Origin of the sequence: Nocardia sp. NPDC058666, from assembly GCF_042714895.1 — a bacterium.
Classification (GTDB): Bacteria; Actinomycetota; Actinomycetes; order Mycobacteriales; family Mycobacteriaceae; genus Nocardia.
Map to the genome: position 1 here is coordinate 1019891 of NZ_JBHXRY010000001.1, position 24439 is coordinate 1044329.

26 protein-coding genes are annotated in these 24439 nt (G+C 62.9%); 18 read left to right on the forward strand and 8 right to left on the reverse strand.

Annotated elements, in window-relative coordinates; translation table 11 throughout:
* Positions 1–77 precede the first annotated feature (77 nt).
* The 3 genes from ACFWVD_RS04640 to ACFWVD_RS04650 all read left to right on the forward strand — a co-directional run bounded on the left by ACFWVD_RS04640 (position 78) and on the right by ACFWVD_RS04650 (position 1904).
* Positions 78–1037: a helix-turn-helix transcriptional regulator gene (locus ACFWVD_RS04640; RefSeq protein ID WP_379240564.1), complete on the forward strand. Its 960-nt coding sequence runs from the start codon at positions 78–80 to the stop codon at positions 1035–1037.
* Positions 1038–1272: 235 nt separating this feature from the next.
* The gene (locus ACFWVD_RS04645) at positions 1273–1494 is read left to right on the forward strand and encodes a type II toxin-antitoxin system VapB family antitoxin (RefSeq protein WP_379240565.1); all 222 of its coding nucleotides are present in this window, start codon (positions 1273–1275) and stop codon (positions 1492–1494) included.
* Entirely contained in the window at positions 1491–1904 is a 414-nt protein-coding gene (locus ACFWVD_RS04650) for a PIN domain-containing protein (protein WP_379240566.1), read from the forward strand. Before ACFWVD_RS04645 ends, ACFWVD_RS04650 begins: the two co-directional genes overlap by 4 nt.
* A gap of 55 nt (positions 1905–1959) precedes the next feature.
* Here the strand turns inward: ACFWVD_RS04650 and ACFWVD_RS04655 are convergent, their stop codons facing one another.
* Positions 1960–2658, reverse strand: coding sequence for a hypothetical protein (locus tag ACFWVD_RS04655; RefSeq protein ID WP_379240567.1), 699 nt, complete (start codon positions 2656–2658; stop codon positions 1960–1962).
* A gap of 114 nt (positions 2659–2772) precedes the next feature.
* On the opposite strand from ACFWVD_RS04655, the gene ACFWVD_RS04660 reads away from it, so the two are divergent.
* Positions 2773–3150 carry a hypothetical protein gene (locus ACFWVD_RS04660; protein ID WP_379240568.1) on the forward strand — a complete coding sequence of 126 codons (378 nt, stop codon included), beginning with the start codon at positions 2773–2775 and terminating at the stop codon, positions 3148–3150.
* A 76-nt stretch (positions 3151–3226) separates the two neighbouring features.
* Here the strand turns inward: ACFWVD_RS04660 and ACFWVD_RS04665 are convergent, their stop codons facing one another.
* The gene (locus ACFWVD_RS04665) at positions 3227–3445 is read right to left on the reverse strand and encodes a hypothetical protein (protein ID WP_379240569.1); all 219 of its coding nucleotides are present in this window, start codon (positions 3443–3445) and stop codon (positions 3227–3229) included.
* Between the two features lie 268 nt (positions 3446–3713).
* On the opposite strand from ACFWVD_RS04665, the gene ACFWVD_RS04670 reads away from it, so the two are divergent.
* Entirely contained in the window at positions 3714–4013 is a 300-nt protein-coding gene (locus ACFWVD_RS04670) for a hypothetical protein (protein ID WP_379240570.1), read from the forward strand.
* A 31-nt stretch (positions 4014–4044) separates the two neighbouring features.
* Here ACFWVD_RS04670 and ACFWVD_RS04675 read toward each other — a convergent pair whose 3' ends face one another.
* Positions 4045–5250, reverse strand: a complete 1206-nt coding sequence (locus ACFWVD_RS04675; RefSeq protein ID WP_379240571.1) for a hypothetical protein — start codon at positions 5248–5250, stop codon at positions 4045–4047.
* A gap of 65 nt (positions 5251–5315) precedes the next feature.
* The gene (locus ACFWVD_RS04680; RefSeq protein WP_379240572.1) at positions 5316–5531 is read right to left on the reverse strand and encodes a hypothetical protein; all 216 of its coding nucleotides are present in this window, start codon (positions 5529–5531) and stop codon (positions 5316–5318) included.
* Between the two features lie 220 nt (positions 5532–5751).
* Between ACFWVD_RS04680 and ACFWVD_RS04685 the strand changes: the two genes are divergently transcribed.
* The 5 genes from ACFWVD_RS04685 to ACFWVD_RS04705 all read left to right on the forward strand — a co-directional run bounded on the left by ACFWVD_RS04685 (position 5752) and on the right by ACFWVD_RS04705 (position 9917).
* Positions 5752–6996, forward strand: a complete 1245-nt coding sequence (locus ACFWVD_RS04685) for a lipase family protein (RefSeq protein WP_379240573.1) — start codon at positions 5752–5754, stop codon at positions 6994–6996.
* A gap of 460 nt (positions 6997–7456) precedes the next feature.
* Positions 7457–7951, forward strand: a complete 495-nt coding sequence (locus tag ACFWVD_RS04690; protein ID WP_379240574.1) for a hypothetical protein — start codon at positions 7457–7459, stop codon at positions 7949–7951.
* A gap of 46 nt (positions 7952–7997) precedes the next feature.
* Positions 7998–8450: a helix-turn-helix domain-containing protein gene (locus ACFWVD_RS04695; RefSeq protein WP_379240575.1), complete on the forward strand. Its 453-nt coding sequence runs from the start codon at positions 7998–8000 to the stop codon at positions 8448–8450.
* Between the two features lie 74 nt (positions 8451–8524).
* Positions 8525–8977: a hypothetical protein gene (locus ACFWVD_RS04700; protein WP_379240576.1), complete on the forward strand. Its 453-nt coding sequence runs from the start codon at positions 8525–8527 to the stop codon at positions 8975–8977.
* Between the two features lie 142 nt (positions 8978–9119).
* Complete coding sequence (locus tag ACFWVD_RS04705) at positions 9120–9917, forward strand: sulfite exporter TauE/SafE family protein (RefSeq protein ID WP_379240577.1); 798 nt, start codon at positions 9120–9122, stop codon at positions 9915–9917.
* A 1011-nt stretch (positions 9918–10928) separates the two neighbouring features.
* On the opposite strand, the gene ACFWVD_RS04710 is transcribed toward ACFWVD_RS04705, so the two are convergent.
* On the reverse strand, positions 10929–11351 hold the full coding sequence (locus ACFWVD_RS04710; protein WP_379240578.1) for a DUF732 domain-containing protein: 423 nt from the start codon (positions 11349–11351) through the stop codon (positions 10929–10931).
* Positions 11352–11719: 368 nt separating this feature from the next.
* On the opposite strand from ACFWVD_RS04710, the gene ACFWVD_RS04715 reads away from it, so the two are divergent.
* The 3 genes from ACFWVD_RS04715 (at position 11720) to ACFWVD_RS04725 (ending at position 17387) form a co-directional block, all read left to right on the forward strand.
* Positions 11720–12745, forward strand: a complete 1026-nt coding sequence (locus ACFWVD_RS04715; protein WP_379240579.1) for a Shedu immune nuclease family protein — start codon at positions 11720–11722, stop codon at positions 12743–12745.
* A 112-nt stretch (positions 12746–12857) separates the two neighbouring features.
* Entirely contained in the window at positions 12858–14384 is a 1527-nt protein-coding gene (locus tag ACFWVD_RS04720; RefSeq protein WP_379240580.1) for an ATP-binding protein, read from the forward strand.
* Between the two features lie 60 nt (positions 14385–14444).
* Positions 14445–17387 carry a Z1 domain-containing protein gene (locus ACFWVD_RS04725; protein ID WP_379240581.1) on the forward strand — a complete coding sequence of 981 codons (2943 nt, stop codon included), beginning with the start codon at positions 14445–14447 and terminating at the stop codon, positions 17385–17387.
* A 42-nt stretch (positions 17388–17429) separates the two neighbouring features.
* Here ACFWVD_RS04725 and ACFWVD_RS04730 read toward each other — a convergent pair whose 3' ends face one another.
* Positions 17430–18551, reverse strand: coding sequence for an HNH endonuclease (locus ACFWVD_RS04730; RefSeq protein ID WP_379240582.1), 1122 nt, complete (start codon positions 18549–18551; stop codon positions 17430–17432).
* 84 nt (positions 18552–18635) lie between these two features.
* Between ACFWVD_RS04730 and ACFWVD_RS04735 the strand changes: the two genes are divergently transcribed.
* Positions 18636–18875: a hypothetical protein gene (locus tag ACFWVD_RS04735; RefSeq protein WP_379240583.1), complete on the forward strand. Its 240-nt coding sequence runs from the start codon at positions 18636–18638 to the stop codon at positions 18873–18875.
* 29 nt (positions 18876–18904) lie between these two features.
* Here the strand turns inward: ACFWVD_RS04735 and ACFWVD_RS04740 are convergent, their stop codons facing one another.
* Complete coding sequence (locus ACFWVD_RS04740) at positions 18905–19786, reverse strand: phosphotransferase enzyme family protein (RefSeq protein WP_379240584.1); 882 nt, start codon at positions 19784–19786, stop codon at positions 18905–18907.
* Positions 19783–21012: an XRE family transcriptional regulator gene (locus tag ACFWVD_RS04745; protein ID WP_379240585.1), complete on the reverse strand. Its 1230-nt coding sequence runs from the start codon at positions 21010–21012 to the stop codon at positions 19783–19785. The genes ACFWVD_RS04740 and ACFWVD_RS04745 overlap by 4 nt, the downstream gene beginning before the upstream one ends.
* Positions 21013–21245: 233 nt before the next feature.
* Here ACFWVD_RS04745 and ACFWVD_RS04750 point away from each other — a divergent pair, with 233 nt between their 5' ends.
* From ACFWVD_RS04750 to ACFWVD_RS04765, 4 genes are all read left to right on the forward strand, one after another.
* On the forward strand, positions 21246–21503 hold the full coding sequence (locus ACFWVD_RS04750) for a hypothetical protein (protein ID WP_379240586.1): 258 nt from the start codon (positions 21246–21248) through the stop codon (positions 21501–21503).
* Positions 21504–21753: 250 nt separating this feature from the next.
* Positions 21754–22083, forward strand: coding sequence for a WXG100 family type VII secretion target (locus tag ACFWVD_RS04755; protein ID WP_379240587.1), 330 nt, complete (start codon positions 21754–21756; stop codon positions 22081–22083).
* A gap of 8 nt (positions 22084–22091) precedes the next feature.
* Complete coding sequence (locus tag ACFWVD_RS04760; protein WP_379240588.1) at positions 22092–22388, forward strand: WXG100 family type VII secretion target; 297 nt, start codon at positions 22092–22094, stop codon at positions 22386–22388.
* 15 nt (positions 22389–22403) lie between these two features.
* Positions 22404–24146, forward strand: coding sequence for a hypothetical protein (locus ACFWVD_RS04765; protein ID WP_379240589.1), 1743 nt, complete (start codon positions 22404–22406; stop codon positions 24144–24146).
* Positions 24147–24439 lie beyond the last annotated feature (293 nt).

A 24439-nucleotide genomic window follows, 5' to 3' on the forward strand; every position in this document is an offset into this window, starting at 1 on the left:
CTTGTCGGTGTTGTTATAACCCAAGGTAGAACCCATTGCGGCCAGTTTCTGTCCGCAATTGCGGGATAATCGAAAACATGGCCGATACGAGCGCACGTACCCTCCGACTGCTGTCGCTGCTGCAGACGCATCGCTATTGGCCGGGCACGGAACTATCTGAGCGCCTGCGTGTTTCGTCCAGAACCCTGCGTAGAGACATCGAGCGTCTACGCGAACTCGGCTACCCCGTAGACGCCCGCCCCGGCGTAGACGGCGGCTACCAACTGGCCGCAGGCGCCGCCCTGCCACCCCTGGTCCTGGACGACGACGAAGCCGTCGCCATCACCGTGTGCCTGCAAGCAGGCTCCCAAGGCGCAGGCGACGGCCTAGCCGAACCGTCCATCCGCGCCCTGGGCAAACTGGTCACAGTCCTACCCACCCGCCTACGCCGCCGCGTCGACGCCCTACGCGCCATGACCGAATCCGCCGCCTGGACCGCCGTGCCCCTGTCCGACGTAGACCCCGCCGTCCTCACCGACCTGGCCCTGACCTGCCGCCGAGAAGAACGCCTCACCTTCACCTACACCGCCGCCGACGCCCGAACCAGCACCCGAGAAGTAGAACCCCACCGCCTGGTCTCCCAGGGCCGCCGCTGGTACCTGGTCGCCTACGACCTGACCCGCCACGACTGGCGAACCTTCCGAGTAGACCGCCTCTCAGCCTCGTCCACCACCGGCACCCGCTTCCGCCCCCGCACCCTCCCCGCCCCCGACGCCGCCACCTTCGTCCGCACCGCCATCGGCGCCCGCCGCCCCGGCTACACCGTCACCGCCGAAATAGAAGCCCCCACCACCGAAGTCCACACCCGAGTAGGCCGCTGGTGCACCATCACCCCCCTCCCCGCCAACCGCACCCACATCGAGATGACGGTCGACAACCTCGACTGGCCAATCTTGTTGCTGGGCAAGGTGGAAGCGGAGTTCCGAGTACTCGGACCACCGGAACTGGTTGCGCGACTACGAGAGTGGGGGAGTCGGTTCAGCACGTCAGCTGGGTAGTCGAGAATACGCAAAATTGGTCGCGGGTAGTGCGCGGTCGAATACCTATCCGGGCGACCCTGTCATCGCCTGCTTGCATGACTGCGGCGGATGGCCGGATCTTCACTTAGTCGTTGTCGGACCCCGCAGTCGACCCGATGATTGTGGAGGGTCGGCGATCGTGGCAACGAGGTTCGACCAACTCCAATGTTGATCATGTATGATCGAATCAACATTACCAACATGGAGGTGTGGGATGACGGTAACCCAGATCGACCTGGATGACGACGCTCTCGAGCGCGTGCTGGCGACGTCGGATGCCAAGACCAAGAAGGACGCGGTCAATCTCGCACTCCGGTTCTACGCGGAGAAGCAAGATCGTGCGGCACGAATCGCGAAGCACTTCGCGCGGGCGGCGAAGTGGGGTGCAGTGGAGGATGCGGAGCGTCGGCATCTGGCCGAGAAGAATGCTCTGTGATCTACCTGCTGGACACATCAGCACTCGTTCGGCTCTTGGCTGATCCGGTGTTACAAGAAGCCTGGGCAGACTCGATTGAGGCAAATGTCATCGCCTCGTGTTACCCGCAGCGCGCTGAGTTTCTTTACAGCGCACGCAACTCGGCGGAGTACGACGAAATTGCCGAGATGTTCGGCGACATGTACCCGGATCGCGCCGTGCCCAGGGCCGCCGGTCGTTGGATCGACTCGGTACAGCGCCAGATGTCACAGCATGGCGAGCACCGCAGCGCCTCGGCGGTCGACCTGATGATCGCGGCGACTGCTGCTCACCACGGATTGACCGTCCTCCACCACGATGCTGATTTCCGAACTGTCGCGAAGCACGCACCTGACGTATCGGAGCACGACGTCACGGACATCCCGGACTGATCTTCGCTCTAGCTGGGGCGCTACCAGGCCCCTCTGCCGATGTTGCGCCGGTCTATCAGGGTCGGTTCCCGTGCTGATGTCGCTGCTGCGGCGGCTGATTCGACTGTCCCCACTGACCGGGCGGCGGCCCATACCCGGGAACTGGTGGCATCCCCGGCCGATACATCGCCGGCTGAACCCCGTGCGGCGGCATCGGCGCCCCGGATCCCCATGCTGACTGTCGAACCCCTCTGCACCACCGACGAGTCGACGGCAGAACCGCGAGCGCGAATGTCACGAGGGGAAACCCGAGCAGCAGCACCGAAACCACAGTCGGCAGGTCAGTCTCCACGGTCCCCGCCACCATCGCGTCCACACTCGTCTGCCTGAGCGCATATTGGATAGACCTGCCACTGATGTCGCCGTACTCCGCCATCTGACCCAGCGTTGTCACTACCGACACCGCGTAGGCCCCGACCACCCCGATGCACCCCAGCACCGTCAGCGTGGGCCCCGAATGTCGCCGCCGAAAAATCAGAATGGCTCCCGTGAACAGCAGCACCGCGGCGACCACCTCGACGATCAACGCCAGTGCCATCGCCACCGAAGCCCACGTGGGTGCCAGTCCCCACCAGAAAACCGAGTTTGCGAGCACCATGATCCGCACGATGGAGACCGCCCCACCTAACCCGGCAAGCGCACCGAGAACGGCCAGCACCGCCGCGGTAATCGCAGTCCCTCCTGTAGCAGGTCGTTGATCGGCAGCGTGGTACATGGTGGTCCCCCTCGATCGACTCCGAATCCACCCCCACTCTCCCGCAACCAGCCGCGATTGTCGCGCCCTCCCTCCGCCGAGCACCGTCAGCCGCAGCGCGCTATACCTGTCCCCATGAATCTCTCCCAGCTGAGCTCGGCGATCGAGGCGGCTGTCTCCCAACACCTCAACGAACTCGGCCGAGCGCACGGCCTGCTCCCGCTGAGCTGGTATGTCGCCCCGTCGGTGACCAACGACGACAGCATGGAAGCAGTCATGTCGCTCGAAGGCCAAGTGGGGAGCCATCTCTCGCAACATCCCGGCTGGGTAGTCGATCAATGGGCGAACGCCCTCGGATTGCGTCCGGTGCATTGGCCAACAGCGGGAGTGCACGCGATGGAAGGCCTCATCGAGCCCGCACCCGACGAATACCGGCTCGAGATTCGCGTCTGGGGCGTAGTCGACCCGGCCGCCCTGCACGCCCAAAGGGACTGGGGCAGATGGCAGGGCTAGCCGCGATTGTCGCGCCCTCCCGAGCGAAACTGGGCAGGCGCACCAACGCACGCCTGCTCGGCACCTCGGGTGCGAATCAGTCGACACTGCCGAAAACGCCACGCGGCAGCACATGATGCAACCACTTGCGGATCGGATCGTGCCCGAGGTGCAGCCCGTTGTCGTCGTGCCACCCACGATCCACGAATTCGAGTGCAGCAGAACTGGATTCGGCCTGGGCCGAGGCGGTGCCGGCGACGCCGACGAGGGGAGTGGCGATGATCGCCGCGACCACGGCGAAACGAGCGAGAGTCATCGGTAGATCCTTTCGAGCGGAGACGTCCTCTCACCGTTGCGCATTCGGTGCAGATTGTCACGCCCCGAACAATCAGCGACGCGCATCTTCCGCAGCATCCCGGTTGGTGGTCGACCTGCGAGAATCAGCACCCCGTTCCCAAGACCCGGTGTCCTGCAACGTTTTACGAAGGTGGACCACCCCGGTGGGCGCATCGCGATCTCGGCGCGAACTGCTAATCTCCTGCCGACCCGCGATAGGCGGGAGCGAGCGTTATGGGGGAGGTCCGATGCGGGCTGTGTACTGGGTGCTGTTCGGTGTGATGATCGCGATCGGCGGCTTCGCCAACAGCTTCGACAAGTTGGCCGAGCCCCAGGCGTCGTGTGGCTACCAGCAGATGAGCCACAGCGACCGCTGCCAGGAGATCGACGGCTCCTCGGTGCGTGTGCGCAGCTATGCCGAGCAGCGGTCAGCCAATTACAGTGAGGGCCTGGTATCGCTGGTGGTCGGCTTCGTCGCGCTGGTGGGGACCCTGATCTATCTGACCATCGTGATCGGACAGCGCGCCGAGACCCACCGCAGGACCTGACCCGATCTGGTCGACTGTGGCGCCCGCTGCGTCAACCGTTGCGATTTCGCCCCTTCTGCCTCCGCTGATAAAACAACAAATCCACCTCCACCGGCTCCACCAAAGCCGTGATCTCCGCCAACCGACTGTCATACCGCAGCTCGGTAATACACCGATGCAGATAGGCCCGCCGCTCCGGCCCCAACTGCGCCCACACCGCCCCGAACCGAGCCTGCCCCCGCTCCCCAGAAACCGCCACCAAGTCCAATAGCGCAGGCCAACAACCAGTTTCGGTAGCCCGAGCAGGCAGCTCCGCCACCGCCGACTCCGGCAACATCGCCAGCGCATACCCCGCCGCCGCCCGCACATTCTCATCCATCCGAGCCATCAACGTGAACAACCCACGCCAACTCCCCGCATCCCCCCGCCCGTCCATCTGCGCAACCAGATCAACCCCCACGTCGGGATCGTTGAACACAGGATTACCGACCAACGTCCACATCCCCAACGGCGTGAGAGACCCTGCCAGCGTAAGCAATTCGGGAACAGCCCGCAACGCGATGGCATTGCGAACCAGCCTCGCCACATCACCGGGCTGCGCATTCCCGAACAGAATGTCGCCCACCCGCCGAATCACATCGGGCGCACACCGCGAAAACACCGACAGCGCAGCATGTTGCAGATCAGCAGACCCTGCCAACACCACCCGCGTCATCCGAGGCACCCGCCGATGCGGCCCATTCAGCAGCTGCCGAACAACCGCACTGATCACCTCGACGTCATAGGAGAACGCAGCCGAGAAGATCAACCCGGCATCATCGCGCACCCCCGCCTCGACCGCAGCAATCAATTCCGGTGTGGCACAGGCCAAGAACGGCCCAGCCGTCACAAAATCCCGCCGCCGCAACAACTCGTTGACGATCTCCACGATCGGCCCCGGCGCCATGTCCCCCGCCAACTGCTCGATAGCCCGCGGATCCAGATAGGGCGCACAGTCCGCCGCATACCCCGCATCCAGCATCGTCAACGTCTCCGCGGCCTTCCCCGGATGATCCAACCCCACCGACCCCGCCGCCCGCCCCGTCATCATCGGCGGAACCAGCTTCTGCACCAACGGAATCGAGATCGTCAACGGAATGAACGGCACCAACGAACTGATCCGCCGAAACATGTCCGTGTGCTGATCGAACAACACCCCCGAAATCTGTTGCTGCAGCGCATGTAACCGATCGGCCCCCAGATACCGCAGGTGGTCCAACCGCTGCGGATGAACGTGCAATGTGCGAGCCAACAGAATCAACTGCGCCCGAGTAGTCAGATCGGTCATCGCCCGCCGAACATGATCTTCTTCGTCACCCGACGCAACGGCCGCGGCAACGCAGAGACCATCGAATCGATGGACTTGTCCAACGCCGCCGCTTCGAATGTGCTTGCGGCGCGCATCAACTCGAACAGGTCCCGCGCCTGGTCAGCGGGCAGCTGCTCCAATGCGGGCAAGGTCTGCGGCAGGCCACCCTCATGGTCCCCTCTGACAGTCATGCGGCTCCTGAATACGCGATCGTCTCCTTCTGAGGGTCCGCCATTCACTCGCGGCCCGCCACGGCTTTGCGAATTACTGTGCACAACAACGAAAACAGGTACCCGTTTGCATGTGAACAGACGTGTCTCGGCGATGGCCGCCGCTTCCTCTCGGTTCCCCAACTGTGATACGGGCCACCGTAGAATGATCTACGCTCTTGGACGTAACCGGAACAGTTTCATGGCGTGGGAGTTCGTGATGCGGGCAGCGAAGATCGCGACATTGCGTGCGGCAGCGGTCGGCGCGGTTTTCGCGCTGGTAGCAGTGTGCGCGGGTGGGGCCGCGGCAGTGCCGCTGCCGCAACAGGATTCCTTCTACACCGAGCCGACCGGACTCGCGGACCTACCCAACGGAACAGTGCTCGCGTCCCGGACGATCGAACCGCAGACGTTCGGACTCCCGCTGCCCGCGGATGCGTGGCAGGTGCAATACAAGACGATCGACAACGATGGCTCCCCCCGTGCCTTCGTCGCGACAGTGCTTGTGCCACAGGGGCAGTGGACGGGAAGTGGCCCGCGTCCGCTGCTGTCGTATCAGGTCGCCGAAGACGGTGTCGGCGCGAAGTGCGCACCCTCGTACGCGCTGCGCGGTGGACTCGACGGCGGCCCGAGCAACGCGTACATCGAGACCGGCATCATGGGACTTGCGCTGCAACAAGGTTGGGCCCTGGTCGTGCCGGACTACCTCGGACCCGACTCCGACCTGTTCGGTGCCGACGGCGCCGCCCACGGCGTACTGGACGGCATTCGCGCCGCCACAGCGTTCACACCCGCTGCCATCGACCCCGCGGCACCGATCGGCATGTGGGGCTACTCCGGCGGAGCGCAGGCCACCGCCGTCGCCGCGCAAGCGCACAGCACCTACGCCCCTGATCTGCGATTGTCCGGCGTGGCACTGGGCGGGGTCGTCGCGGACCTGGAGTCGACCATCTCCGACTTCAGCGGTGGCATCGCCGGCGGTGCGGTCGCGGTCGGCCTAGTGGGGTTGAACCGGTCGTATCCGGAAGCCGACGTGGCTCAATACCTCAACGAATCAGGCCGCGCGATACTGGCCGCAAGCCAGTCCGACTGCCTACTCGACGCCGGTCTCGCCCACCCCTTCCTCGATGCGGCGACACTGGAAGCCTGGCCCGGATCCCTCACGAACAACCCCGAACTGAGCAACGTGATGCGCACGGCCAGCCCGCTGTTCATTCCCGGCCTACCAGCCGCGCCAGTGCTGATCCATCACGCTGTCGCCGACGAGTTCGCCCCCATCGAAGCGGCGCGCGCACTGGCCGAAAAGTACTGCACCGCAGGGGTTCCGGTGCAGCTGGTGGAGAACCCAGTGGGCGAGCACGGCACCGAAGCAGTGGTGGGCTTACCGACGGCCCTGACCTACCTGTCCGACCGATTCGCCGCGAAGCCCGCACCCAGCACCTGTTGAGCAGTGTCGGGCCTCGCTGAACGGACGGTGGCGCAACTCGCGTGGTGGTTATGGCGGCAAGCCATCCTCGATCTACGGGCGCGACCTCTCCGACGATCCGCCGGTAGTGAATTGTCGAATCACTGTGCCCCGCAGGGTAAACCCCTGCGGGGTCAGTATCTTGACGTACAACTTCGAGGCTATGCGTAATCGGGCAACCTACTGGCATCGTAGGGCGTCGGACACGTCGAGAGTCTCCAGCACGCCCGGCTCGACGCGCAATCCGCACCACGGCACCAGTGGACCCGAACTTATCGAACCTGGTCAACTGTTCGAGATCTGTTCTCGCTGACCATCATCCGCGATGACCCGCAGTGCTGTCGTCGAGAGCGGAGCCGGTGCGACGAAGGATCGTGTTCTCAGTCCAGCCGGTAGTATTCGTCAGCGGGCAACCCTACCGTCACCTGCTCGAAGGGGTCGAGTGAATTCCGAAGACTGCACGTACCCGCACGGCGACAGGGTCATTCGCGGTGGTTGCGCTTGGCAGCACACGCCGGACGCGGATGCTGGGCTCGCTCAGCTTCGAGCCTCCGACCCTTTCGCCTTCGGCAATCTCCAGGGGCAGATCCAGGAGTCCGAGAACAGCGGCCTCGGATCGAGCACCTACCGTGCACCAGTGGACTACCGATGCCCACTCGAGTTCGCACCGACGAATGAGCCCGACGCGCCATGGCTAGGCGAGTTGAAGGCCAGCGGAAAGAAGGGCACCCAGTGGCGCTTGTACTTCGGTGAGCCGATCAATCACCAGGTCCTGGTGGTCGGCATCTCACTTCGCGACAGCAAGAGGGCGAAGCTGAGCGTGGTCCAGAATCGCGGCCGCCAGCGTCAGCACATTACGCAGGCGATGCGCTTCCTCAAGACCTATTTTCGCAGCCAGGGCTTCCGTTGGGCGCCGTTTCCTCGCGGTTCCAGGTAGGTCACAACAGGCTCGCAGGCTCATATGTTGCGCTACAGTGCAACGTATGAGGCCATGGCGGAAGCAGACCGAGCAGTTGGATCTGACCAGCGATGACTACATCAGAAACGCGATGGAGTTGACGCAGGCCCGGCGACGACTGTTCAACGATCTCATTGGTATCCGGGTGCAGCGCGGCATCCCGCAGGCGAAGGTTGCCGATGCGATCGGCATCAATCGCTCCGGGATCAGTCGGTTCGAGGCGGATATCGAGACCAGTAACCCGACCTTCGATGTCGTGTTGCGGTACGCACATGCGGTTGGCGCTGCACTCACGTTGCGTGCAGAACCAATGGAGGCACGGGCGCTTCCTCTGCTGCCTTCGGTCGGCGAGGCATTCGTGTGGCACGCCACCATGCAGCCCTCGGCACTCAGCATCGGCGGCTTCATTCCCGATAGTTCACTCGCCGAGCCGTCCGCAGGCGACTGGATGGTCGATCAAGAAGCAGCTGCGTTGTGAATGGTGATCGGGTCGAGGCCTCAGCGGGTCCGAGTCCTCGCGACCGTGCGTCGGCACTGCGATTCGCTATTCGGTTGGACCGAGTCGAGACGCGGTCTGTCCATGTCGAGCGGTGGGAAGGCGGTTCGCCACCGGACTGGGTCGGAGAAGAAGGCTCGGTCACTGTCGATTTGGGTGCTGAACCCGACAGTCGGGTTGTTGTAGCGGTCAAACTGCTTGCCAGAGATGATCATCCGCGCGCGGTCGAGGCGAACATCGCGGCGATCTACGAGGTTGCGATCGTGCCCTCTGGCGAGGATGCGCCTACGCGCGGCAATGTCACTGACACGACCGCGTTCATGGGTTCGCTCGATCGTGCCGGGATCAAACGGATTGCCAACCAAGCCCTTCGAGACATCGCTCCCTACATGCGTGAAGTGGTACAGAGCATGTCAGTGCGAGTTTGGCCCGAAAACCCTATTCCGTTGGCGGGGGGCATCCCAAGGCTTCCGGCGGACTTCGAATACGACAAGCTCGTCAGCACGTGACCGTTGGGGCGAGGTCCGGCGGGTGCGAAACCTTGCGGGCAAACCACCCCGGATGGCGCGAATTGCGGTGCACGACAACGAAAATGCAGTCCCCTGTACATGTGAACGGACGTGAACTCGCCGACCAGTACTGTCTGGCCCTGTGAACGACACCGCAAGGCGCACCCTGCTCCGACTGGTGTTCGTGGCGGGCGCGCTGATCGGTGTCCTCGGCGGGCTGATCGGCCTGGGCGGCGCGGAGTTCCGTCTGCCGGTGCTGATCGGTCTGTTCGGCTTCGCGGCCCTGCACGCGGTGATTCTGAACAAGGCGATGAGCCTGCTCGTAGTGCTCACCGCACTTCCGGTCCGCCTACTGACACTGCCGCACAACCAGATCACCACCCACTGGCCGATCGCCGCCAACCTCCTGCTCGGCAGTCTCGTCGGCGCGTGGCTGGGCGCCTCCTGGGCCACCCGCATGCGCTCCCGCTCCCTCTACCGCGTCCTGGCGGTGCTGCTGGTCCTCATCGCCGCCGCCCTGGCCGCCACCCATCTCGGCCCCATCGGCACGCTCGACCTCCCGCCGATCCCGCGATTCGTCGTCACGGTCATCGCGGGCGTCGGCATCGGAACGGTCGCCGCCCTGATGGGCGTTGCAGGCGGTGAGCTGCTGATCCCGACAATCGTGCTGCTGTTCGCCGTCGACATCAAAACCGCCGGAACCCTGTCCCTGATGGTCTCGCTACCGACAATGCTGGTGGCCTTCGCCCGCTACACCCGCGACGCCAGCTTCCAAATCCTATACGCCAACAAACGTTTCGTCCTCACAATGGCGGCGGGTTCGATCGCCGGAACCATAGTCGGCGGCCTACTCCTCGGCGTCGTCCCCAGCCCCGTCCTCATCCCGATCTTGGTCGGCTTACTGCTCGCGTCCGCGGTGAAGGTCTGGCAGCACCGGTAGTTGGACTGGCCGTTCTCGACCCACCCGGCGACCGGCGGACCGAAACCCCGCTGGGAGCGGGGGAGCGAAGGGAGTGCAGGGGTACCCCGGTACCGCGAGGTACAGGTGCACCCGTGACGCGAGCTCCGCCGGTCGGTCGCCGCTACGGTCGCTTTGGTGATGCACGCCCACCGGAAATTACTCGGCAAGGGCCGGGACTGGGATTCTGCACAGAGTCGGGAACACCCAGGGGAACCCCGGTATCCATGCCACCAACCACGGTGGAGCCGTCCGAGTCCGCCTTTACCGGCCGACTCTGTGTCATCGGAATGGTTGCAGCGGCCCCTCTGACGGGCGACGACTGCGCGAGTGAGGCGCATCACCCGCACAACTCGCCCGGGCGCACAGCGGCAAGGGGGGAGATTGGCGGAGATGCCAGAATCATCGGTAGGCTGCTGCCCACGGCGTTGAGTCTGCTGAACCCAGATTCTCGCCCAGGGCCTCGGCGGTGTTGACGCACCTCCGGGGCCTGACTTGTAGGCCGACCGTACCATAGCCTTCGGCTATCCAAGAAAAGTCGTCAAATCCTCGGACCACCGATCCTGGTCTGACACAGCCCTTTTCCACCCTTTGGGCGGCGGCCAGGGCACACCCCAGCTGGCCAGCACGGCCTGAGTGAACCCACCCTTCGGGGTCTGGTTGGCCAAGATCTCGTCGGCAGAGACGTAACGCACTGGCTCCCAATCGGTCACAGCATCAAGTATGCCCAGCGCCGTCGACTTGAGCGCTACCTGGTTGTGTGTGGCCGGTCGGGGCGCGCGAAGCGGATCCTGAATCAGCGGGTAGCGGCGGTCTTTTCGCCGACCATCATTCGAATCCCTCACGAGCCCATTGCCTTCCGCTGTGCACCGGTGAAGATGGGCGGAATTTGGCGCAAAGTCAATTCCGTCGTGTTGACAGAATCCCTGCGTTTCATCGGATGGTCAGTCCCAACTCACCCTGGCGCGCAGGTTGGGCAGGTTGGGTAGGTGATCACTGCTCGAACAGATAGTTGAACTGGGGGCAGTAGGTGGCTACGGCCGCACCGACCACGTATGCGGCGTCCTCTGCGCTGTCGAACTGGTCAACGGCGGCCAGGGAGGCGCCAAGGGCAAAGGCCAGGCTGGGGCTGCCTTCCTCGATGAACGTCGCGCACACCACGTCCTTGCCGAAGGTGACCAGGTCGACGTTGCTGTTGCGCAACTCGGTAATGCCTTCCGCCTCGAGCACGGCAAGGTATATCTGGTCGACACTGTCGACCTCGGGGGTCGTAGTTGCCTCCTCCTGCGCGGTGGCGGGGAAGACGCGCTGCTGTGCGGTCGGTGTGGGCTCACTCTCGGTGGAGGAACAGGCACTCAGGAAGAGGGCGGCACTGGCGCCGAAGGCGGCGAGGGCGACCGAAGGCGTGCGGTTCATGACGGGGACTCCACTTCTGGTCTTTAGGATCCGCGATCGGGCAAGTGGCCGGGCGACGTGGTGTTCCCGTCGTGTTCGAGGCCTGTTGAGGCGACCTTGGCCGGGGTTGTAGCCCGGTCGGTCATCTCTCTTGTTGTTCGATAGAGAGGTGAGATTCGTTACAGTTTGTTCAATATCAAACGGATTCATTCTCATTGTGATAGGCGATCGTCGGCCTCTGTGGGAGGGTTCCTCGGAGGCAGGCCATCAGGGGCCTCACCGCATCCGCTACCCATTGACATCCGATCGCCCCGCCATCGAGAATTCGCACGGACGCGGCATGAAAAGCATTGCAGGTGAATGAAGTTCGATGCGGGGGGATCGTCACGATGGCATGGATCGACGGCATGATCGAGAACAATCAGCGGATCGTTCCACAGAAGGCGGAGAAGAGTGTCGACTGTGGATACCAAGTCATAGAAGACGAAGACGGCAGGCGAATCATCCACCTGACGACCCACGGATCGAAGCATCGAGCGTCCCCGCCGAAGAGCAGCCAGTCCATGCAGTTCGGCCAGACCGTGGCCGAGACTCTGGTCGACATCCTGTGTGAAGCATTCGATCTTTCGCACCCGTCGGGCTCCGGGGTGGAACCAGAGGTGAGGGCCGCATATCAAGCGAACCCGCACCTGTTCCGGGAACTGATCGCGGCTGACGTCGAGGCCGCGGATGTCGTCGGACTGGCTCGCCGTCGAGCCCAGGTCGACCGCTTTCGCAAGTTGCTGACCGACGACGTCGCATTTCGTGCCGAGATGGACGCGTTGCCCGGCAGTGGCAAGGAGAAGGTCTGGCAGCAGTTCTTCGAGCAGAATCCGTGGATCCTCGGGACATCGCTGGCGACGCAACTGTTGACCTCATGGAACGACAAACTGCTGGAGCAGGTTGTCGCTGGCTATTCGATCGTTGACGTCGGCAAACGGACCGATGCGTTGCTGCGAACGTCGGGGCGAATCAGATCCATGGCGTTCGTGGAGTTCAAGACCCATACGACGGACCTGCTCGCGCCCAAGCCCTACCGCTCCGGAGTGTGGAAACCGTCGTCCGAGCTCACGGGTGCCGTGGCACAAGCCCAGGTAACTGCTCACCGGGCCTCCAGGGAAATCCAGGAGCGGCTTCAGTCGAAAGACGTTGATGGTGGCGATATTCCAGGCGATTGGACGTATATGTTTCGGCCCAAGTCGTACGTCGTTGTCGGTCAGCTGGGGCAGTTCGTCGTCGACAGTGGGGGACACCACGAGCAGAAGATCCGGTCGTTCGAGCTCTACCGCCGCGAGCTCTCCACACCCGAGGTAGTCACCTTCGACGAGCTGCTCGCCAAGGCCGAGTGGATGGTCGCGACGCCCCCGAGCGAGTAGCTACCGACCTCGGCGCGTCGCACTCCGATTCGCATGTAACACAGCGCACTCCGCAACTGATCAATCCGGAGAGCGTTCGACAACAACGGTGCAGGTGACTCGGGGTGTGGCAATGACGGCTGACTGGCAGTTCGATGTACCGACGACAGGGCGGAAGTACCTACCGCCGGACGCCCGGTACATGGAGGCTTTGACCAGCCAGGGTTACGGGTTCGAGGCGGCCGTTGCCGACCTCGTGGACAATTCGATCGACGCGGGCGCCAAGGACGTCGTCATCCACTTCCTTCGTGACGGTGACGACCTGTTGAGCCTGCTCATCATCGATGACGGCGTCGGCATGACCGAGGACGAACTCGAAGTCGCGATGACTGTCGGTGGGCGGCGCGACTACGCGGAGAACTCCCTCGGTATGTTCGGCACCGGCTTGAAGTCGGCGTCGTTGAGTCAGGCCTCGGCCGTCACCGTGGTCAGCCGGACCAGGAAGACCAGGCCCGCGGGATTGCAGTGGGTTATGGAGCGGGCGCGTGACGGCTTCCAGTGCGACATCGTCGAACCTCGGTATGCCCAGTCGCTGATCGACCGCTACCACCAGTGCCCGATCGAGTGGCACGGCACCGTTGTGCGGTGGGACGGTGTGAAGGACTTCCCGCGCAACGTCGGCAGCGCGCAGACCGGCCGCTACCTCGACCGCATGATCAACCGGCTCGGGGCGCATCTCGGGTTGCAGTTGCACCGTTTCTTAGCGCGTGAGGACTTCAACATCACCATCGCGGTGGAGGATGTGCAGACAGGCACGGTCTACACCAATCTCGGCGTCGTCGGCCTGAATCCGTTCGGATATCCGGTCACTGGTCATCGCGACTACCCACGTGCCTTCGTCGCCGACATCGACTCGATCGGAAAGGTCCAGCTCACCGCGCATATCTGGACTCCGCGTTCGTCGGTGAGCGAGTACAAGGCGGTGGGTAGCGTGCTCGATCGCCAGGGCTTCTACTTCTACCGCCACGGGCGGATCGTGCAGGCCGGTGGTTGGAACAACTATCGGCAGCCTGAGCAGCACCTCTCGCTGGCGCGGGTCGACGTCGACCTGCCGAGCACGTGCGCGGACGTGTTCCGACTGACGGTGAAGAAGGAAGGCGTCGAGGTCTCGCCCGAGTTCGTCTCGGCGATCGAGACGGCGACCGATGATTCCGGCCGTACGTTCGCCGACTACATCAACGACGCTCAGACGGTCTACCGCGAGGCGCGTCAACGATCCGGCTCGACGCGCAAAGCGGTGATTCCGCCGGGGCGCGGATTCGCGCCTGCGGTCAAAGACACTATCCTCGACGAACTTCCGCAGGTCCCCGGCGAGGATCCGATCGGCATCGAGTGGCGGGCACTGCCTGACGACGTCTTCTTCGACATCGACAACGAGGCACGAATGATTTTGCTCAACAAGCGGTTTCGGTCCGCGATGCTGGGCGGTCGCAATGGCAGCCTCAATGACGCTCCAATGCTCAAGGCGCTCATGTTCTTTCTGCTGCATGACGTCTTCGGCAAGGAACGCAACGGGCCGCGAATCAAGGACAATCTGGCGCTGTGGCAATCGGTGCTCATTTCCGCTGCACGCGTCGAGCGCGACCAGGCGGGACTGTAGATCATGCTGGAAAAGCCGACACCGCAGTCAGATTCAGCGCGACTCGACCTTCATCGGGCCGTGCTCGCAGATCTGGCGGGCAGCAAGCCGAAGAGCCTGGCACGGGCGATGCGATACCAGGTGTACGACTTGCCTGGGGCGCAGTCGTACGCCGACGAAGACGACTTCCGTGCCGCTCTACTGGCAGCCGGGCACAGTGATCAGTTGGTCGACATGTGGCGAAAGCAGTTGACGCACTGGGATTTTGCCGAGCGACCCTCCTGGTCCTCTTCCGAACCGCGAACTGACCAGCGGCGCACCGACATCTACGATCTCCTCGACCTGGAACCCGTCACGCGCAAGCTGTTGGAGGCCTGCGCGCCGGTGATGAAAACACCGCCGCCCGTGGTGATCAGCGAGCAGTTCGAACCCTGGTATCGCACGACCACGAAATACGGCCGCGAATGGTACTGGCCGGCGTACCGGAATCTGTTGTCCGCCAAGGGCTGGTCCGATGACGCGGTGGCCAGTATGGACATGGCCACCGACAGTGTCGTGGAGCGACTGTCGGATCCGTCCCGCCCCGAGGCGTTCCAGGCGAAGGGCTTGGTCGTCGGCTACGTCCAGTCGGGCAAGACCGCGAACTTCACCGGAGTGATCGCCAAGGCGGTCGACGCGGGGTACCGCCTGGTCATCGTGCTCGGTGGCACGTTGAATCTGCTTCGCGCCCAGACACAGCGACGGCTCGACATGGAGCTGGTGGGTTGGGAAAACATCCTCCGTGGCGCCAGTGAGTTCGAGTCGGACTACGCCGACGATCCGGCGTGGAACCAGGGCAAGTTCATCAAATTCGGCGGTCAGCCTGCGGCTTTGGGCGCCTTCGACATTGTCCGGATGACGACCCGCGACGACGATTACAAGAGCCTTCGGCAGGGGATCGTCGCGCTCGAGTTCGAGAAGCAGCAACCCGCGCTGCCGCTGTACGACCCGGTCAACCTGCATCGTTCGTCTGCGCGGTTGATGGTGGTGAAGAAGAACAAGACGGTTCTCGGCAAGCTCGTTCAGGACCTGAAGAAGATCAAGACCCCGCTCGCGGAGATCCCGGTCCTGATCATCGATGACGAGTCCGACGAAGCGTCGGTGAACACCGCACGGCAGAAGCCGGATGCCGAGCGCACCGCCATCAACAAGAAGATCTCCGAGCTGCTGACGATGCTGCCGCGGGCACAGTACGTCGGATACACCGCGACGCCGTACGCCAACGTCTTCATCGACCCCAGCGATTCCGCCGATATCTTCCCGAAGGATTTCATCGTCTCGCTCGAGCGGCCCCACAACTACATGGGCGCTCGCGACTTCCACGACCTCGACGACGACATCCCCGAAGACGAACGCACGTTTGCCAATTCGAACGAGAAGGCGCACGTGCGCAGCGTGCAGGTCGACGGCTTGGACGAGGTCGACACCGCGACATTGCGCCAGGCGATCGATATGTTCGTGCTCACCGCGGCGATGAAGCTGTATCGCGAGGAGCGCGGCGGTCTCGGCGACGGGTACTTCCAGCACCACACGATGCTGATCCACGAATCGAGCTGGACTCTCGATCACCGAGAAGTGTTGGGGCGCATCACCAAATTGTGGTGGGACTCCGACTATTCCGGCCCCAGTGGACACGAACGGTTGCGCACACTGTTCGACAACGATCTCGCCGAGGTGTCCGCGGTCCGTGCGGACGGGCACGTCGTGCCGCCGAGTTTCGCTGAGCTGCAACCATATATCGGAGCCGCTGTGTTCAGGATTGGCGGCGACCAGAAGCCGATCATCGTCGTCAACAGCGACAAGGACATCGAGACCGGCGAAGCGGACTTCGACAAGCGGCAGATCTGGAAGATCCTGGTCGGCGGTCAAAAGCTTTCCCGTGGCTTCACTGTCGAGGGACTCACGATCTCGTACTTCTTGCGTCGGGCGTCGAATATGTCGGCGTTGATGCAGATGGGCCGCTGGTTCGGGTTCCGGCCCGGCTACCGCGATCTGGTGCGTTTGTACATCGGTCGGGAGCAGCCGGGAACGGGCGCCAAGGGGATCGACCTGCTGCGCGCGTTCGAGGCTGTCTGCCGGGACGAGGATGCCTTCCGCCGCGAGCTGCAGCAGTACTCGGTTCTTGTCGACGGAATGCCGCAGGTGACGCCGGCGCAGGTGCCGCCGCTGGTCTCGCAACATCTGCCGCAGTTGAAGCCGGCCAGCCCGAACAAGATGTACAACGCGAAACTGGTCGAAGTGCGCTCTCCCGGCAAATGGTTGGAGCCGACTGCCTATCCGACCTCGGCACCGCAGTTGAGGCACAACACCGCGTTGTGGACGCCCACGTTTGAGCAATTGTCTACGGAAACAACACGTTTCGCTTATCACTTCCCTGCGCAGAGCGGACGACATGCCAAGGACCTGAGTCCGACTGTGCATTACCTGACGGCACTGACGGGCAGGCTGGCCCCCGACGAATTCCTGGATCTCGCGGAGCAAACGAAGTGGCGTGCACCCGGCGAGTTCGGCCCGCACCTCGAATATTTGCGCTCGATCACGCGCGGAGTCGGACGGGCGGTGGACGAGTGGGTCGTTCTCGCACCGCAACGCGACAAAGGCGATCAGCAAGTTCGCGTGGGCAGCAGGCTGATCACCCGATGGGACCGTTACCGACGTCGCGACCCGCTCTTCGGCTCGATCAGCACGAGCCGCCACCGCAGCATCGCCCTACGAATCGCCGGGGCCATCGGTGACTCGAAGGACCCGAACACCGAGCGGTTCGTCGGCGAGCGCACCGGTGCCATCTTGATCCACGCCGTCGTCGAGCCGGGCAACGTCGCCAGTGTGGGCGCGGACGGGGTGATCGATCCGGGCAAACTGGTGCTGGCGTTCGGCTTCGTCGCTCCGGCCTCGGCCTACCCCAGCGACAACCGGGTGGTTCGGTTCACCACTGTAAATTCAGCCACTGCCGCCCCGATTATCGACTTCGACACAGAGGAATGACCCCTGAGCCGGACCGGTGGACGACGAATCCGCCAGTCCGGCCTAGGTTGTCAGCAGCTTCGGTCCGACGACCACGGGATCGATTCGTTGGAAGTCGTCCTTGCCGACCCGAAGTCCCTTGTCCCCGTTCTTGAACTCGTCAAAACGTTCGCCGAGACGATCCGGCTCGGGGTAGAACGACTTCTTGTCGGGCAACGTGAGGCGAACGTTGTTCATGCCTTTGAGCCCGAACTTGAGGATCGGCCCCTCATTGTCGGCTTCGGTCAACGCCGGGCCGATGTGAACCCGATAGTCGCGCGAGATCCCCATGAGGTTCCGGTCGTACGCGGCATGGTGGATCTTGCACAGGCTCAAGCCATTCGGAATGTCGGCGATCCCGTGCTCTTTGCCATCGGAGATGATGTGCGCCGCTTCCAACAACTGCGGTCGGCCGAGCCTGCACACCGCGCACCGGTTCCTGTACGCCATCAGCACCCGGCTGCGGAACTGCGGCTGGTGCAGGCGTTGATTGGTCATCCGCTGCACGTACCGCCGCTCGGTCTCGGTCAGGTGTTGCGGATCGCCGACGACGCGCAGCGATTCATCGAGCGCGAGCAGCACCCGGCGATTGGCCGGATCATCGGCGACGACGTACACCGGAAAGATCGGCAGGTACCGAATGTCGGGACCGACCTTCATCCACCGAAGCAGAATCAGCGGCAGCCCGGTCTCCGCGGATTTCCTGAGCTTGACGTTGTCGCCGGCATCGATGCGCCCCTCGCGGTAGTCATAGGTGAACAACGAGTCACCGACCACCGCGTCCTCATACGGGCTGCCCGGCTTGGACATGATCGACAGCGTCGACGCGAGATCCTTGGGGTTTCGAATCCCGCGATTGCGGTCGACAAGCTGAATCGGATAATTCCCGACCTGGAACTCCAACAAATCGGCCCGAGTGACCGAACCGCCCCGCTCCTCCACCAGTTGCCTGAGCACGTGAAAGATATCCGAACGAAACGCGCGCTCATCCCCAAGGTCCACAGATGAAGTGTGCCACGGGCATCCGACAGATTCGGGGGGATGAGCAGGGCGGCCTGCTCGGTGGAGTTGGGGGTCGGTACAGCGAGTATGTCGCGGCTCGATGGCGACGAGGATCCCGGCCGCCGCGTCGAGACCGCTGACCACCCCAAGTTTGGGGGCACCGAATGGCGGTCATCTGAACCGCGAGTGAGTCAGAATTGTCCATCGGTAAGCGAATGGAGAGCGAAGATGCGTAAGACGATGGTGGCGGGCGTGCTCGTTGCGGCACTGATGGGTGTGGGCAGCGGCGTTGCGGGTGCTGATTCGGCGCCGGTTCCGGTGGCCGAAACCGGTAGTTCAGGGTCGGGGTCCCTGTCGTCTGTACCGAGGGACCCCGAGAACCCGCTGTTCTGGGTGTTGGTAGCTCAGAACATGCTGCGGTGTGCGTTCGCGGCTACGGGCAGCCTCGGGCCGTGCGATCTGAGTTAGGAAACCTTCGCGCGGATCCGTGGGTGAGCTCAGAGTGCTTCCCACCGCCAGGGCCGTGCGATTTCGCCACGTAGACAGGCAAGTCGATGTCGCACCTGTTCGCTCGCCTTCGCGTTCGTTTCCGATTGGGACAACGCGAAGGCGGTCCAGCGCAGTTCCTGGATGTTCGCGAGTAGGCGAAACGAGCCGTGCGCGGTGACATCGCAGTCGTACGCGTCGACGAACGATGCGTAGTCGTGCGAGGACAGGCGATCGAAATCGACGTAGTCGGCGGCGATTTGGACGAGGTCCCACTCTTTTCGGCCCATCGAGACGCGCTCGAGGTCGAGGATCGTGGGAACCCCGTCGGACGGCACAACGACGTTCCCCTGCCACGCGTCGCCGTGAATGACGGCTCGCACAGCCGGGGGATCGAGGTTCATGTAGTGATCGAGTAGTGAATCATGATGTGCAAGAAGCCAATTGCGGTCCTCGACAGCAAGGTCGCCGGCGACGACGATCCGTTGGCGGATTCCGAGGAACGGGTCGTAGTCGGGGAGGGCGAACGCTGTCGGGGGAGCCAGGTCGTGCAGATGTTGTAGCGCGGCGCCGAGTTCGGCCGGAGTTGATGGACGATGGTCGGGGATTCGCTTCCACCAAGTGACCGGACGACCGTCTACAACCACCATTGGGATGGCGACGTCGGCTGCTTCGACTGCGGGCAGGCCAGAGTGGCTGAGCCACTGTGAAATACGTAGCTCCTGCTGCGCGACTTCTGCCGCACCTGTGGTGCCGATCCGGGCTATCAAGTCGCCGATGCGATAGATCGAGTTCGATCCCCTGCGAATGAGCACAGCGCCGTCGGGATCGATCCCGCTGATCGTCGCCGCCTCCTCGAGGACTGACCGAGTCCCGGTTCCATCGGTGCTCATGACGACGAGTTACTCAGGGACGCAGTGGAAATGAGTTCACGCAGCTCGCGGACTACGGTGATGCTGCGGTGTCTGCCCGCAGTCATTGCCAGCCTTCGAAGCTCAGTCGAGATGCGCGCCGATTTCAGCCCGCGGGCGTGGCCGATCGCCTCCGTGCCGATCGCGGCGGCCTGCCGCGGGTCTCCTAGTTGCATCGTCAAAGTGGCAAGTCGAATCTGCGAAAATGCCCGTGAGCGTGGATATTCGGAGCTGTGCAGGTTGACGGCATCGAGTAGGCGTGGCGCAGCGATGTCGATCGAGTTGGATGCCACCGCGGCCAACGCCAGTGCTTTGCCGGTACTGCCGAGGTGCTCGGCGGTGTCGTAGTAGCACATCCAGGGCGGCTCGGCTTCTGGTGTGCGGGCCGCGAACATGTCGTCGGCCCGCGCGACCTCCGCCAATGCCTCCTCGGTGTGTCCTATGGCCGTCAGGTACTGGGCTCGCATGGCACTCAACATCGCGCGAATCGTGAATGTCAGTCGGTCCGAACGTACTTGGGCGAGTTCGATGAGCGACAGTGCGTTGTCGGGATCGCCGACGAATGCCGCTCGACGTGCCATGTCGGCCAAGGAGCTGGCCCGCAGATCCCACGACCCGGCGGCGTCGGCGCACCAGAGGGCGAACTGGAAGTACCGATCGGCGTCGGTGAGCTCGCCGGCGTCGAAGGCCGTGTAACCCACGACGCTGCTGAGATTGCCGACTGCCTCGAAGAGCGAACGCCGCAGATTCGCGCTGACCGTGCACTTCACCATCGGTGCGAACTGGGTGAGCGCCTGGTGCGCGGTGCCCGACGAAGAACCGCCACCGTGCAGATTCTCAGTCGACGCGGCCGTCCGCGTCGCGGCTCGAATCGCATCGACCTCGGTCTTGCCGATCCGCCCCGCCCATCGGCCGACGAACTCGGAACTGATGTACTCCGGGGACCGGCCGAAAGGGCTGAACAGGTTGACCGCGAGTGCGCGATCCGGAGAGATGCCGGCGGGCTTGTGACGGCGTGCGGGCACGAATCCGAGCTCGGCATCGGAGGCGCAGAGAATGTGGCCGAGCGCGCGGCGATAGTCCGAATTCGGCCACCGGACGACACCGCGTTCGTATCTGGCGATCGCATGGGCATCCAGATCGCGGCGTAGACCTGTTGTGCGCCAGAGGTATTCGTTGACCGCCTCGGCGAGCTCGGCGCGACTCATCGTCGCATCAGGGACAACTCGAGACGGCGTTGCTTCTCGTCGTTGCTGCAAGTGCACGTTCGGTGGGATGTCGACCTCCGCGGCTCTGGACGCGATCGAGTGTAGTCGGCGGGGTCCCCGCAAACGGGTCGCGCGGCAGTCTGCCCCGTAACTTGCCCTCCTGCTCGGCCTTTCGTCATCGGATGCTTGAACGTGCCCGCATCGGGGGAGAACACGCAATCCAGGAGGCAATGATGTCCACTGTTGACCAGGCCCTCGTTCTGCGCATTCTGCAACCTGGCGGACAGCTCACCGACCGCCAGATCGCCGCCGACACAGGGCTGTCCATCCGCAGGACCAGGCGAGCGCTGCGCATCCTGCACTTCGACGGGCTCCTCCGCCAAGTCACCCACCGTGACGCGTGGGAACTGTCGCCCTGTGGCAACGCCTACACGGCGACACCGTCGGGCCGGGCGATGCTCGACGTGCCTCGGTCGGCGCTCGCCGGATGAAGCCCGTAGCGATCGGGTACCTGCGATCCGACATCTCCGGACCGGGGCAGAACTGGGATGAGAAGCGACTCGGTTGTGCCTCGCGGGAAAGATCGTGTTCGCCGTGCGAACTCACTATCTGCCACTGAGAGTCGTTGTGGCGGAATATTATCGACCAGTGCAGCCGGGCTACGTGACGCGAACTCGCTGGCCGGAGTTCGGCGCGGATCCCAATTGGACAACCGCCACCTGCCGGATAGCATCAGCATCCATGAGCATGCCTGGGGGAGAAGGATCGTCGCTGTCTGTGGTGCCGGAAAAGGTCCGCGATGTCGGCAATTACGTTTACGGTCTGGCGGACGTGCTACGTCAAGCGCTTGACTCAGCTGCTCGCGAAGTCGATGCCTGTGCTGGTGCGAGCTGGACAGGCGGCTCCGCTGAGGCGTTTGCTGAGGGTTGGTCCGAGACGCGCACTGGCGGCAACGCAATCATCGGGGCACTCACTGAGATGGCAGAGAAGCTCGGTGTCTCTGCCGATTCCTACGCCAAACGCGATGAAGCGAGCGCTGCTGCGCTCGGCACGTTCAGCCTCGACCTTTAGGGATTGTGATGGCAAATTTTACTGTTGACTTGGACCACCTCGACGTCATCGTCGCCAAACTCGCTGGCCTATCTGGATTCATCAACGACCATCTCGACGAAGTCGATGATCGGGTGGCCAGTCTACTCGGCACTGGCTGGGAATCTGTCGCCGCCGAGGCGTACGACACCGCCCACCGGAAGTGGGCGGTTGGTGCCCGCGAGTTCGTCGAAGGTATTCGCGAAATGAGCGATGCGGCCAAAGCGGCGCACGGCGGCTACACCAATGCGAGCGACCTCAACAAGCGCATGCTACGGGGTGGATGAGTGGCACCCCTCGCTGTGGACGCAGATATCTATTACGCGGCAGCCAAGAACCTCACGGCACTTGCCGACGAGATATCCGCAGCGGTCATTCGTGACCTTGCTCCCGGTCTGTCTGCTAGTCCGGGCATGGGCGGAAACTATCCGGCGGTTGCGCCGTGGTGCTTGGCGTACCTTGTGCATGCCAACGACGTCAGGACAGTCCTGCAGAACTACACTGATGCTGCTCGACATTTCGGCGACATCGTCAATGCCGCAGGCTACAATTGGGATACTGCCGAGTTCAATGCGAACCGCAACCCGGAAAAGGGTGCGGCGCCACCGCATCCGGTACGTGTAGTCGCACCTACGGCGGTCTTCCCGCAGATCCCGGTTGTGAGCGGTGAGAACGGTGCTGGGGCGATAATAGCGCCAGCCGGGCAATCCTCGAGTTCGTGGACGGGGGCTCCGAACGGCCGGGCCGCCGCGCTAGAGACGACTGGTCTTGCTTGGGAAAATTTCGGCTACTGCCAGGAGTTGATGACTGCGCCCAGTACTCTGCGAGCTGTCCGCGATTCATTCAACGGTGTCCAGGCGCCCGAAGTGCCCGATATTCAAGAGGCTCTGGATGTACTGCGGAGTGCCGCAGAGCAGATTCGCACTGTAGCAACAACTCTCGGGTCTGAGACTCGGATCCACGGCGACAATCTGGTAGCCGCGAGACAGCAACTTTCAACGGCGGCTGCTCGTGCTTTCCCGAACAAACCCGCTGCACAAATAGTCACAACAGTGGCCGACTCTTCCATACACGTTTCTGTGTCCGAGGCGCTAGGCGCGGATGACATTGCTGGCGCTGAGGCTTTCATGAGCGCCACACTTAGAAATAGCACATTGTTTGCGGTGTTCTCGAAGGTTGGACGTGATGGGCAGGGGTTCGTTGCTGATGATGCATTGAACAGTCTCCCAAAACTTAAGGCGATTATAGGCCTGCCGCTCATCTCGGAATCCGGGAATCAAAAAGATAATGAAGTCCTCAGTACCGAGTGGGACAAGACATCGACTTGGACTGATCCGGCGGTGTCTCTCGCTGCGGTAGATCTCAGTGCACTCGACGCGTATGGTCCCCAAATGAAGACTTGGGCGATCCTGGCAGTAAAGTACGGCAACGAAGCTGGAGTCGATCCGCGTATGGTGCTGGCGATGGCGTTGCAAGAGGGGGCGCCCCTTCGCTCGGGTCTCAATAAGGACTTCTACAAAGCGCTCGAAGGCGACCCATCCTCTTACAAGCCACTGGCGGAGGGGCCGAACAGGGGTGCTGCGTACGATCAATTTCGCTACGACCTTTCTAGGCAAGGGGTCGACAAGGGGCACGGCGCTGGGAATTCCATTGGTTTGACAAATCAGAAGGAAGCGCCATTCCTTGAAACCAAGGCTCGGTATCCAGGGCAGTTCAAGGACGATGAATGGTCCGATTTGATCGGAAACGATGATCTGGCACTAAAATCTGCAGCCTACAATTTGAAGACGCTTCAGGAAGAAGCGGCGACCCATGCAACGCCAGAAGTCCGTGCGAGCCAGCCACTTAATCAGTTTCTTAGTTCGGGGTACAATGCTGGCGGGACCGCTGAGCGATCATACAACGTTGCCACTGGTAGTGAGGTATTCCACAATGGAGCTGACGGCAAAAATAGCGAGATCGAACATGGTGAAAGCACCGTGAAGCCGGGCGGAACATTCGATCTAGCGAATAAAATCCTTTGCGGCAGTGGGGCGTTCCGATGAGTGCGTCTCGGCGTCACTGGACGCGAGTGCGGCGATTTGGCTACTTTGCAGTCGCGGTGGTCGCTATCGGTGCAGTGGTCGGACTCGGTTGGCAGCGATTCCAGAGTGCTCGCGACTTGCCGACAGAGGCTAGGCGAATCGCTGAGTCGGTGGCTGTGGCCGGATTTGTTCGGACGGCGGTTGTAGACGTCTTGGATAGCAATGCATCTTATGCCACCGCGTATTTTATCGGACCTTCGCCACAACCTGATCCACTGGCCGTCATTACGGTACCCACAATGGAATTGAAGGTG